Annotated in this window: 9 protein-coding genes and 2 pseudogenes; 7 read left to right on the top strand and 4 right to left on the bottom strand. The window is 68.0% G+C overall.

The window, feature by feature from the left end; genetic code table 11:
- Positions 1-283 precede the first annotated feature (283 nt).
- The 3 genes and pseudogenes from ABZS97_RS41355 to ABZS97_RS41345 form a co-directional block, all read right to left on the bottom strand.
- Positions 284-883 (bottom strand): annotated as a pseudogene (locus ABZS97_RS41355) (GPP34 family phosphoprotein).
- A 188-nt stretch (positions 884-1,071) separates the two neighbouring features.
- Positions 1,072-1,518 carry a VOC family protein gene (locus ABZS97_RS41350; RefSeq protein ID WP_356147994.1) on the bottom strand — a complete coding sequence of 149 codons (447 nt, stop codon included), beginning with the start codon at positions 1,516-1,518 and terminating at the stop codon, positions 1,072-1,074.
- 469 nt (positions 1,519-1,987) lie between these two features.
- Positions 1,988-2,416: an organic hydroperoxide resistance protein gene (locus ABZS97_RS41345; RefSeq protein ID WP_356147991.1), complete on the bottom strand. Its 429-nt coding sequence runs from the start codon at positions 2,414-2,416 to the stop codon at positions 1,988-1,990.
- 965 nt (positions 2,417-3,381) lie between these two features.
- Between ABZS97_RS41345 and ABZS97_RS41340 the strand changes: the two genes are divergently transcribed.
- From ABZS97_RS41340 to ABZS97_RS41315, 6 genes and pseudogenes are all read left to right on the top strand, one after another.
- A complete protein-coding gene (locus tag ABZS97_RS41340) occupies positions 3,382-3,852 on the top strand; it encodes a hemerythrin domain-containing protein (RefSeq protein ID WP_356147989.1) in 471 nt (156 codons plus the stop codon).
- A gap of 260 nt (positions 3,853-4,112) precedes the next feature.
- Positions 4,113-4,247: pseudogene (locus tag ABZS97_RS41335) on the top strand (catalase); the annotation flags it as partial.
- A gap of 194 nt (positions 4,248-4,441) precedes the next feature.
- Positions 4,442-4,948: a SigE family RNA polymerase sigma factor gene (locus ABZS97_RS41330; protein ID WP_356147986.1), complete on the top strand. Its 507-nt coding sequence runs from the start codon at positions 4,442-4,444 to the stop codon at positions 4,946-4,948.
- A 10-nt stretch (positions 4,949-4,958) separates the two neighbouring features.
- On the top strand, positions 4,959-5,330 hold the full coding sequence (locus ABZS97_RS41325) for a hypothetical protein (protein ID WP_356147983.1): 372 nt from the start codon (positions 4,959-4,961) through the stop codon (positions 5,328-5,330).
- A gap of 90 nt (positions 5,331-5,420) precedes the next feature.
- The gene (locus tag ABZS97_RS41320) at positions 5,421-7,142 is read left to right on the top strand and encodes a phospholipid carrier-dependent glycosyltransferase (RefSeq protein WP_356147980.1); all 1,722 of its coding nucleotides are present in this window, start codon (positions 5,421-5,423) and stop codon (positions 7,140-7,142) included.
- A gap of 262 nt (positions 7,143-7,404) precedes the next feature.
- Positions 7,405-7,605, top strand: a complete 201-nt coding sequence (locus ABZS97_RS41315; protein WP_356147977.1) for a hypothetical protein — start codon at positions 7,405-7,407, stop codon at positions 7,603-7,605.
- Positions 7,606-7,829: 224 nt separating this feature from the next.
- Here ABZS97_RS41315 and ABZS97_RS41310 read toward each other — a convergent pair whose 3' ends face one another.
- On the bottom strand, positions 7,830-9,272 hold the full coding sequence (locus tag ABZS97_RS41310) for an aldehyde dehydrogenase (protein WP_356147974.1): 1,443 nt from the start codon (positions 9,270-9,272) through the stop codon (positions 7,830-7,832).
- A 470-nt stretch (positions 9,273-9,742) separates the two neighbouring features.
- Here ABZS97_RS41310 and ABZS97_RS41305 point away from each other — a divergent pair, with 470 nt between their 5' ends.
- On the top strand, positions 9,743-10,810 hold the full coding sequence (locus tag ABZS97_RS41305) for an alpha/beta hydrolase (RefSeq protein ID WP_356147971.1): 1,068 nt from the start codon (positions 9,743-9,745) through the stop codon (positions 10,808-10,810).
- Positions 10,811-11,072: the final 262 nt, after the last annotated feature.

The following is an 11,072-nucleotide window of genomic DNA, read 5'->3' as shown; positions in this document are numbered from 1 at the left end:
CCAAGTACGTCCAGTACGAGAGCCTTCGTCCGGCACGCCGAGGGCACGCACCGAACACCGCGGGCACCGCACAGGACTTTCAAAACACCCCCTAGTCGGACCCCTCCGACAGACACCTCCGCTCGTCCCGCGGGCGCGGTGGTCCCCAGGCGGGCACTGCCACACACCCCGCGCGACACAGCCCGCCACGCGGGACGGCTGAGGCACCTTCTCACGACGCGACCGTCGGGCCGCCGGACGCCGGACGGTGTCCTAGGAGAGGTTCACCCGACGCTGAACGGACCTACCCCCGCCACATGTTGTCGAACGCGGCGTTCTCGACGTCCCACCGCGGCAGTACGGCCTCCAACTGCGTCACCGCGTCGCCGACGGCGGCCAGAACCGTCGTGCCCGCGTCCCCGGAAAGGCTCTCGTAGACCTCGGCCGGGTCCTCCCCGATCCCTGCGGCCGCGAACAGAGCGGCAAGGACGGGTTTCGCCGGACGCGCTGCGTTCCTCCGCACTACGGCGGGCTCGCGAGTCGGCCAGGACACTGCGCGCGGACCACAGCCCGAAGTGGCCCCGTGGGTGGGCGACGAGCCCGGCCCGCTCCAGTTCGTCGACGTAGGCCGCGGCCAGCCCGCCACCGCGGCGCCACAGCCAGTCGTCGACCTTCTCGTACGGCTCGCGCCGCGTGAGCGAGGCGCCGGCCTGGTCCAGCAGACGGTCACCCGTCGTCAACCGAGAACCGGGCATCACACGATCGCCGTCCAGACTCAGCGCCCGCTCTCCAGGAGATCGATCGTCTCGGCCCCCGCGAGCGCGAGGGACAGGTCTCCTTGCGCCACCGGCCGATCGGACGACATACCCAGGGCGATGAGCGCGAGGTCGCGTGCGGTGGTCATGAGTCTCTCCTCGTCTCCAGCAGGCGCAACCACACCTCACTGATGGTCGGGAAGGCAGGTACGGCGTGCCGGAGACGCTCGACCGGCACCTCCCCCGTGATGGCGACGTTGGCCGAGTACATCGGATGGGTGTCGGGTGGATATGTGTCGGATGTGTTGTGCGCCGTGGTCGTGGCTGGCTGTCGGTGTCAGCGGCCGGGGGCGCGCTCGGTGATCTCCTGGAGGAACCACTCGTTGCCGTCGAGGTCCTTGAAGGCGGCGAACGTGCCGTAGCTGGCCCGCTCGGGGTGCAGGCCGGGAACCCGGTGTGAGTCACCGGCGTGGCGGAAGGCACCGGTCTCGTCGCGGAAGGGGCCGGAGACCTCCACACCGCGGGAGGTCAACTCCTCCTGGGCCTTGACGATGTCGGTGACGGTCAGCTGGAGGCCGTGGAGAGTGCCCGCCTCCTGCCGAGTGAGGCCCTGACCGAAGATGATCGAGGATTCGGAGCCGGGCGGGGTCACCTGCACGATCCGGTAGCCGTCGTCGATCGGGAAGTCGGCGTCGAGGCGCCAGCCGAGCTGCTCCACGTAGAAGCCCTTGGCCCGGTCCACGTCGGAGACGGGCAGGATGACAACTTCGAGTTTCATGTCCATGGTGGTGATCTCGCTTTCGATGGTTCGGCATACCTGGGCCGGCACTGCACTGCGCTCTCAGTGTCGGCCGCGATCGACATGTGTTGTCTCTGTCATCTGACTCCCTTCGTCACCGGAGACAGATGACCTGAAGGTTTCGGGATACGTGTGAATGTTGCTCAGTGCCTTCCGCCGGTCAGAGGAAGCTGGAGGCCGACGGGCCGTATCCCGCAAGCGCCGCACTCCCCGACCAGTTCCACACCTGCGTGTCCGTCGGCCAATCACGGTTCTCAGGTCTTGGCGTACCCCGGGAGGGCCGCTCGCCGGAGACGCGGTCGCGATCCGAGCGAGGTTGCGGGGCGATCCGTACATATGTGTGCGTCATGGCAGCCATGTCCGTCCTCGTTCTTCGATCGGCGGCGTGGGTACGACTGAGGGGGTGGCGGGTCCCGTGCAGGGGGAGCACGGGACCTGCGGTTCAGGGGGCGGATCAGGCGGCGGCGCCGGCGTTGATGGTGACCGGGATGTTGTCGCGCGTGGCCTTGGAGTACGGGCAGAGCCGGTGGGCGGCCTGCGCGAGCTCCTCGGCGGTTGCCTGGTCGACACCGCCGAGCACGGGGCTGAGGACCGCGGAAAGGGAGAACTCGCCGTCGTCGCCGTGTATGAGGGTTATCTCGGCAGTGATGGTGGTGCTGGTGAGGCGGATCTTGCGGATGGTGGCGGCGCGGCGCAGAGCGCCGAGGAAACAGGCGGCCCAGCCTGCGGCCAGGAGCTGCTCGGGGTTCGTCGCGGTGCCGGCGCCGCCGAGCTCCTTGGGGAGGGCGAGGCTGGTCTCCAGCAGACCGTCGGAGGAGCGGACATGGCCGCCGTTGCGGCCCTCTCCGTCGACGTCGACAACGGCGGTGTAGCTGACTGCCATGACTGGTGCTCCCCAGCGGGATCGAAAGGTCTTCGGACACCTGCCGACCAGGACACTCTTCGCGTCACCGGTTGGGGCGGTGACGCAATCATGGCAGCCGCCGCCGTCACCCGTCAAGCCGGTGATAGACGTCTTCGCGAGTTCACATGCCCCCTGCCACTCGAGTGACATGTCCCGGTTGTGCCAGCGCTATCGACTCACACCTGCCTCCCGGCCGTCGGGTTCCGGCGAACAGATACGCGGCCCGGAGCGCGTCCGGACAGGCACGTAACCGATGGGTCACATCTGCCCGTCGGCGACCATCGCGGGGGGCATCGCACTGACCGACGCAGCGGTCGCGCCGTCGTTCTCCGACCGGGCGAGGTGGCCACCGGGGGCGCGTCCCGCGAGGCGGCCGTCAGCCTGATCACCTGCGACAGCGGACCGTGGCCTCTCGACGGCTCCGCGTTCGACGCTTCACCTCTGGTTGCCCCAAGACCGCTTGGGGCGGGCACTGTTCGAGGTCACCTCCCTACTCAAGCAGGGCTAGGTCGACACACACGCGGCCGCGCGGGCCGTCGAAGCGGACGGTGGCCGGAATGACCGGCTGGCCGGACTGACAGCTGCCACCGCCTGCACCGTCGCTACGGGCGCAACGCGGAACACGTCCTGGCCTTCGCCGGAACCGCGGGCGCCCTGATCTGCCGTCGCCCGCTGGATCGTCCGTCGGGTGATCGCTGCGCTGGTGAACTGAAGCGGCCGAGCGCCTCCGGACCGGCCGTCGAAACGGCACGGCTGGTGGCTTGCGCAGCAGCAGGAGTGGTGCGGCTCGCGCAGCATGACGTGCCGGACGGAAGCGGTGTCGACAGGGCAACAGGCGCGGTAGTGTGCGGGAAGCGTCGCGTGCCGGTGGCAGACCGTGTCAGGCATGGAGGCGCCGGATCGAAGGACGCCGACGATGCAGTTGTCGCACCCTTCGCTCTCGCGTGACTGAGCGCGAGACGACCAGGCTCGTCGCCTGGAGCCAAGAACTCCGTCGGGTGCACCACCGACTGCGGGAAGCCCTGTCCGTGACCCGCGCCTCCCTCGCCGACGGCACCCCCGGTGAGGCAGCCACCCGTGAGCTGCTGCTGTACTGCCACGGCTTCTGCACGGCTCTCGACGGCCACCACCAGGGCGAAGACCGCACCCTGTTCCCGGCCGTCGCCGCTGCGCATCCGGAGCTTCGCCCCGTGCTGCGCTCGCTCGAGCAGGATCACTCGATGATCTCCCACCTGCTAGGAAGTCTCCGCGCCGCGGTCGACCGGGCCGTACCGCCCGAGGAGCTCGACCAACACCTCGAAGGCATCGGCGCAATCATGGAGAACCACTTCCGCTATGAGGAGCGGCACCTGCTCACTGTCCTCGAAACCCTTGAGCTCACGGCCGTACCCCGAGATGCGCTGGGCCCGCTGTGACCCCGGTCCGGGCTGTGGCCTCTGCCGCCACCTCGGTTGCAGTGAGCGTTGGTGCCAGACCGTCGGGCGGCAGAGACAGGCTCACACGTGTGCGCCTGGATCACGCCTTGACGTATATATGTTCCAACATACTATGTGTGCCGTTACGAGCCGCAGAGCTGCTTGGACGGGCACGCGACCGGCCAGGACCGCCGTGCGTTGACGCAGGCAAGCAGCCGCTCGCCGAGGAGCGAGCTTCGCCCGAGAACAACCAGAAGCCGTTGACGACTGCTGCCGGCGCACCGGTTCCTGACAACGAGAACTCGCTGACCTCCGGTCCGCGCGGCCCGATGCTCCTGCAGGACATGTGGTTCCTGGAGAAACTCGCCCACTTCGACCGCGAAGTGAATCCGAAGCCGTAGCCGCCGGAGTGGGGTATGTGACGCACGCCACATGGTGAAGGTGCATAGCGGAGCGGGGGTCAGTGTCTTTGTTGTAGGTGTGGGGGCGCGTCCGCGGTCCTGCGGCGGCGTACGGGGTCGATGACACTGTGCCGCTCATCGTGCGGTGGAGGCCGGCGTGCTCGGCAGGGAGGCAAGGGGCAACGCAGATGGGGCAGTTGCGGACCGATGAGTTCGACCGGTTCGTGGCTGCCCGATGGTCGGCGTTGCTTCATCTGGCGAGGCTGCTCACGGGCGGAGACCGGCACCGGGCGGAGGATCTGCTTCAAGAGGCGCTGGTCAAGCTGTGGTTTGCGTGGCCGAAGGTGGCCGAGCAGGCGCCCGAGGCCTATGTGCGCAGGGTCATGGCCCGTGCCGCGGCACGCTCGGCGCGGCGCCGCTGGTGGGGCGAGCACCCGGTGGACGAGTTGCCCGACCCGCCGGGGGTGGGAGATGAGACCGCCGCCGTGGACGAACGGACCCGGTTGGAAGCCATGTTGGCGTTGTTGCCGGCGCGGCAGCGGGCTGCGGTGGTGCTGCGTTACTACCAGGACCTGCCCGAGCAGCACGTCGCGGAGGTGCTGGGGTGTCCGGTGGGTACCGCCCGTTCGCTCACGGCACGCGGCGTCGCACGGCTGCGGCTGCTTCTGGCCGAGGCAGTCAAGCCGGTCGAGTGAAGGAGGAGCCATGGATCAGTTCGAGCAGGAGTTGGCACGCATGATGCGTGACAACGAGACGACGGAGACGCCCTACGAGGAACGGCACCAAGTCCGCCTGCGAGCCGGCGTCCGTGCCCGGCAGCGGGTCCGGACGATCTGGATGGCCACCGGATCCGTGCTGACCATTGCCGGACTCGGAGTCGGCCTGCTCCTGGCGAGCCTGTTCGCCCAGGGCGGGCCGACCAGTCCTCAGCCCCGCCCCGTCACCTCTGCCGAGTCGGTCACGGAAACCTCGACGACTCGCCCCGCCTCCACTGCCAAGGGTGCGCCGATGCCGACACGGACCTCGACCACCACCCGGGTAGCCGGTTGGCCAGGTTCAAGCGCTTCCGGTCAGTGAGGGCTGACTGAGCCGGCGTGACCATCACCGCCCACCGGCCAGCCGATCCCCGCTTGTCCTGCTCTCCACTAACTGAAGGCTCCCCACGTCATGCATGAGAACGCGCCGGCGGTGGCCGACGAGCCGCAGCAGGCGGCGAAGCCCCGGGCGGTCTCCTGGGAGCAACGGCTGCGCCGCTTCGGGTACGTCAATCGTCCGCGTACGTCCGTACGGGACCGGCTGGTGGCGCCGTTTCCCCAACCCGACGCGCGGCTGTGGCGCGTGCTCGGGCTTTCCCCGGTGGCAGCGAACCGGCTGGCGCGCTGGTCAGGATGGGGCGGGCCGCTGCTGGTGGCGTTCCTCGCCGGGCTGCCGCGTTTCTGGCGTCTGGGCAGCCCGCGGGCGGTCGTGTTCGATGAGACGTACTACGCCAAGGACGCCTGGGCCTTGCTGCGGCTCGGCTACGAGAGCACCTGGCCGGACCGCAAGATCGCCGAACCGCAGATCCTGGCCGACCCTCAGGTGATCCCGCTCTCCGACGCCGGAGCCTTCGTCGCGCACCCACCGACGGGCAAGTGGGTGATAGCCCTCGGCGAGTGGATGTTCGGCCTCAACCCTTTCGGCTGGCGCTTCATGACAGCGGTCCTCGGCACGCTGTCGGTGCTGATGCTGTGCCGCATCGGACGCCGCCTGTTCCGTTCCACCCTGCTGGGCTGCCTGGCCGGAGCACTGATGGCGGTGGATGGTCTGCACTACGTGATGAGCCGCACCGCTCTGCTCGACCTCGTCGTCATGTTCTTCGTGCTGGCGGCGTTCGGATGCCTGCTCATCGACCGGGACCGGGCGCGGACCAGGCTCGCTGCCGCCCTGCCGATCGAGGAGGACGGCCGCATACGCCCGGACGCACATACCGGCGACCGGGTCGGGACCGGCGTGCGGCCCTGGCGGCTCGCCGCCGGCTTCTTCCTGGGGGTGGCGACCTCCACCAAATGGAACGGCCTGTACTTCCTCGCCTTCTTCGTGATCCTGACCCTGCTGTGGGACGTCGGCGCCCGCCGCGTCGCCGGGGCGCGCCACCCGTATCGGGCCATGCTCCGCAAGGACTTCGGCTGGTCGGTGGTGTCCCTGGTTCCGGTCGCGGTCCTGACGTATCTGGCGGCATGGACCGGCTGGTTCCTGTCCGACAACGGCTACGGACGTCACTGGGCGGAGGGCCGCGGCGGCACCTGGGCCTGGATCCCGGCCCCGCTGCGCAGTCTGTGGCACTACGAGTACGGGGTCTACCAGTTCAACGTGGGGCTGCACATCTCCCACAAGTACGAGTCGAATCCCTGGAGTTGGCTTGTCCTGGGCCGCCCTGTGCTGTTCCACTACGAATCGCCGAAACCCGGGAGCGACGGCTGCCACGCGACCACCGACTGCTCACAGGCGATCCTGGCCTTGGGCACACCGCTCCTGTGGTGGTCGGCCTGCTGCGCCCTCGTGTATCTGCTCTACCGCTGGGCGCTGCGCCGCGACTGGCGCGCCGGCGCCGTCCTCTGTGCGGTGGGTGGCGGGTATCTGCCCTGGTTCCTGTACCAGGACCGTACGATCTTCTCCTTCTACGCGGTCGTCTTCGTGCCGTATTTGTGCCTGGCCGTGACGATGACGGTGGGAGCCCTGCTGGGCCCTCCGGGAGCAACTCCCAAGCGCCGTACACGAGGTGCGGTGGCCGCAGGCGTGCTTGTGCTTCTCATCGCCTGGAACTTCATCTACTTCTTCCCGATCTACTCCGGGCAGACGATCCCCTATGCCGACTGGCACACCAGGATGTGGCTCGACACCTGGATCTGAGCCGACCGCTGGTATATGCGAGGGGCCCTGTACGCCATCCACGTCGGCTCGCCGATCCCGCTGAACATGTTCAACGGCGACCGGGCCTGGGGCCTCACCGGCGCCTGAGCGGCAACGGCGACAACGTCGAGAACGTCTTCAGCAAGGACGACATCCGCGGCATTCGTCACCGCCTTGACAGGTGACGCAAGCGGGAGCATGCTGATAGCTGTCCAAGCAACAACCAGGACACCATCCACGATCGACGAAGTGGAGCACGGTCATGAGCAAGGGGCTCACCACGGAAGCCGCCGAGGCGGCGGTACGACACGCGCGATTCGGCAGCCTCCCCGAGCGCATACGCCTCGAGGACATGACCACAGAGGTCGAGGCCGCGCCGGCCGGAGGGGTGAACGCATCGTCGTACGACCCCGCGGGCTCATGGAAGTTCTACTCCTGCCTCGCCCTTGACCTGGGCCTGTAAACACCGGACATACATGACACCGCGCCTGTCCCGCCCCAGCACGGCTGATCGGACGGGACAGGAACATCGGCTTCGTACGTCCGGACTTCGACAGCCCCGCCATCCACGGCGGGGCTTTCGTGTTGACCGGCGTCGGTGGCAGGAGGCCGGGCCACCTGCCGCCATCGGCGTTCGTTCTGCGCTGCCGTGTTGGGCGAGGGCCGTGGGGGGGCGTCCGGCCGGGGTCAAACGGTGATGGTCTTGTACTCGGTGTAGGTGCCAAGGCCTACAGCGCCGTACTCGCGACCGATGCCGCTGGCTTTGAAGCCGCCGAACGGGCCGTCGAAGGCGACAGAGGCACCGTTGACGGTAACGGTGCCGGTGCGGATGCGGCGGGCGACTGCCAGAGCGTGAGCCTCGTCGGAGGACCAGACGCCGCCGGAGAGGCCGTACTCGGAGTCGTTGGCGATGCGGACGGCGTCGTCCTCGTCGTCGTAGGCGATGACCACCAGGACCGGGCCGAAGATCTCCTCCCGCGCGATCCGCATGGAGTTGTCGACGTCGGCGAAGACAGTGGGTGTGACGTAGTTGCCCTTCTCCAGGCCCTCGGGGATCTGCGGACCGCCGGCGACCAGGCGTGCGCCCTCATCGATCCCGAGCCGAATGTATTCGCGTACCCGCTCCTGCTGGTCCGGGCGGATCATGGGGCCGATGAAGGTGTCCGGATCGTTCGGATCGCCGACCTTCAGCGACTCCACCAACTTCTTCAGCGCGGCCACGACCTCCTCGTACCGGCTGCGCGGGGCCAGGATCCTGGTCTGGGCGATGCACGACTCGCCGTTGTTGAGCAGGGAGGCGAACTTCAGGCCCGCGACGGCCTTCTCGATGTCGGCGTCGGGAAGGACGATCGCGGCGGACTTGCCGCCAAGCTCCAGGCTGACCCGTTTGAGCTGCTCGCCCGCGATCGAGGCGATACGGCGGCCCGCCCGGGTCGAGCCAGTGAAGGCGATCTTGTCGACCTCCTTGTGCGAGACAAGGTATTCACTGGTCTCGCGGCCCGCGGAGAGAACGCTGATCACACCCTCGGGCAGGCCCACCTGCTCAAGGAGCTCGGCCAGAAAACCCATGCTCAGCGAATTCTCCGGGGACACCTTCAAGACCACGGAGTTGCCGGCCACCAGGGCCGGAATGATCTTCGAAGTGGCCGAGGAGAAGGGCGAGTTCCACGGGATCACCGCGGCCACGACGCCGATCGCCTCGCGGCGCACCACACTGCGCACCGGCGACGCCGGATCGGAGGGTTGCAGCGTCTCCTCCCAGCCGAACTCGTCCGCCGCGCTCAGGTAGGCGTTCGCCTGCCGGGTCAGGCCGGGCTGTCCGGCTCGGGTGAACCATTCCGCCGAACCGTTCTCCAGAGAGATCAGGTGCGCGATCTTCTCCGCGTTCTCCTCCCGGAGTGTGTTGAACCGACGCAGGACCGCGATGCGCTCCGTCGGCGGGGTCAGACGCCACTCGCCCACCTCGAAAGACGCCCGTGCCGCGGCAAGCGCGCGATCCATGTCCGCCGGCTGCGCCTGTGCGGCACGGCCGACCACCGACCGGTCGTGCGGCGAGGCGATGTCGAGCAGTTCCGGGTTGCTCGGCTCAGCCCAGGAACCTCCGATGAACAGCCGGCCGTAGGTGATCATGCGTCTTCTCTCTTCCCGTGCCTGCGGTTCAGTTGTTTGAACGGAATAATCATCTGCCACGTCAATGTAGCACTTAGTCGAGTTAACGGCACATCAGCATGGCTAAAAGGTCTACCCTTGGCCACCTTCACCACCCGAGCAAAGTCGACACGTATCGAGTCACACCCTCAGCTCACACCCTCAGCTCACACCCTCAGGCCACACCTGTACCGCGTCCGACGGTCAGATGACTGATGCGCCTCACTGCGTTGCGGACGAGAGTGCGTACTGCCGGTCCCACTCACGGAGCAGAACATCCTCGGATCCAGGGCCCCTTCTCGCTAAAGCATCATCCGTCACCGCTTTGACAGGTGACGAACGGTGTGCGAGGGTCCTTGCATCAAGAGCCGCGGTGATCTCGTACCGCAGAGGTGAGCAGGGATTTCCCGGGCTCGGGCCGGTCACCGGAATCGCACGACGGAGGGCTTCACATGATCAACAGGCGTACCTTCAGCAAGGCCGCCGGCCTGGGCACGGGAGCGGCCGCGGTCTCACTGTCCGGCCTGCGGACCAACGCATCCGCCGCGACCGCCGAGGAGACGGCGGGAGGCGCTTCCACTCCCACCGTGCCCAGCATCACCCCGGGCACCCACACCGAATTCGGCACACTCAAGCACGTCAAGGCTGGCGTCCTGGACATCGGTTACGCCGAGGCCGGCCCGGCCCGCGGACCCGTCGTCGTTCTCCTGCACGGCTGGCCGTACGACATCCACAGCTTCGTCGACGTCGCCCCGCTCCTCGCCGACCTCGGCTACCGCGTCCTCGTTCCGTACCTACGCGGCCACGGCAGCACCCGTTTCCTGTCCCGTCACACCCCGCGCAACGCCGAGCAGTCCGCCATCGCCCTGGACATCATCGCGTTCATGGACGCCCTGAAGATCGAGAAGGCCGTCCTCGCCGGCTTCGACTGGGGCTCGCGCACCGCCGACATCATCGCCGCCCTGTGGCCCGAGCGCGTCAAGGCCCTCCTCTCCACCAGCGGCTACGTCATCACCGACCGCAAGATGCAGCTGGATCCCGCCGCCCCGGCCGTCGAGCACAACTGGTGGTACCAGTGGTACTTCGCCACCGATCGCGGCAAGAAGACCATGGAGAACGAGGAGAAGCGCATCGCACTGTGCCGCTACGTGTGGACCCTCGTCTCCCCCAACTGGAACTTCGACGACGCCACCTTCGCGCGCACCGCCGAGGCCTTCAAGAATCCCGACTACGCCGCCATCGTCCTCTACAACTACCGCTGGCGCATCGGTCTGATCGAGGGCGACCGACGCTACGACCGCTATGAGAAGCAGCTGGCCGCCCAGCCCCCCATCGGCGTCCCCACCGTCACTCTCGACCCCGCCCTCGACCCCTTCACCGCACCGGGCGACGGTTCCACCTACCGCACCCACTTCACCGGGCCCTACCTGCACCGCACGATCGCGGACATCGGCCACAACCTGCCGCAGGAGGCGCCCACCGTCTTCGCCCAGGCCGTGGTCGACGCCGACCACCTCTAGGCACGGCCCTCATCTGCCCACCGGTGTCGACGACTTCCTGCCGCTCCGTGATCCGGGCGGGATTCTCACGCATCCTGATCGTCAACGGGCACGGCGGGCACATGACCGGGTGGCGAGTGCGCAGAAGGGTGAGCGGATGCTATCCGGCTGTGCGGTGGCGCCGCCGCCGGCGGACATCATCCTGCGGGACCCGTGGGCCAAGTAGGTCATCCGTTCAGTGCCGATGTGGCTTCCGGCGCGCGGCCGGGAAGGGCGACGCCCT

The sequence above is a fragment of the Streptomyces sp. NPDC005485 genome (genome assembly GCF_040606085.1).
In the GTDB taxonomy this organism is placed as follows: domain Bacteria; phylum Actinomycetota; class Actinomycetes; order Streptomycetales; family Streptomycetaceae; genus Streptomyces.
Note: the sequence above shows the minus strand (reverse complement) of the source record. Positions and strands in the feature narration are given on the sequence as shown.

What these genes read in the sequence shown, in the direction of transcription:
- ABZS97_RS41350 (WP_356147994.1), bottom strand. Translation starts at nt 1,518, where the DNA reads ATGGACATGAAACTCGAAGTTGTCATCCTGCCCGTCTCCGACGTGGAC.
- ABZS97_RS41345 (WP_356147991.1), bottom strand. Translation starts at nt 2,416, where the DNA reads ATGGCAGTCAGCTACACCGCCGTTGTCGACGTCGACGGAGAGGGCCGC.
- ABZS97_RS41330 (WP_356147986.1), top strand. Translation starts at nt 4,442, where the DNA reads ATGGGGCAGTTGCGGACCGATGAGTTCGACCGGTTCGTGGCTGCCCGA.
- ABZS97_RS41325 (WP_356147983.1), top strand. Translation starts at nt 4,959, where the DNA reads ATGGATCAGTTCGAGCAGGAGTTGGCACGCATGATGCGTGACAACGAG.
- ABZS97_RS41320 (WP_356147980.1), top strand. Translation starts at nt 5,421, where the DNA reads ATGCATGAGAACGCGCCGGCGGTGGCCGACGAGCCGCAGCAGGCGGCG.
- ABZS97_RS41315 (WP_356147977.1), top strand. Translation starts at nt 7,405, where the DNA reads ATGAGCAAGGGGCTCACCACGGAAGCCGCCGAGGCGGCGGTACGACAC.
- ABZS97_RS41310 (WP_356147974.1), bottom strand. Translation starts at nt 9,272, where the DNA reads ATGATCACCTACGGCCGGCTGTTCATCGGAGGTTCCTGGGCTGAGCCG.
- ABZS97_RS41305 (WP_356147971.1), top strand. Translation starts at nt 9,743, where the DNA reads ATGATCAACAGGCGTACCTTCAGCAAGGCCGCCGGCCTGGGCACGGGA.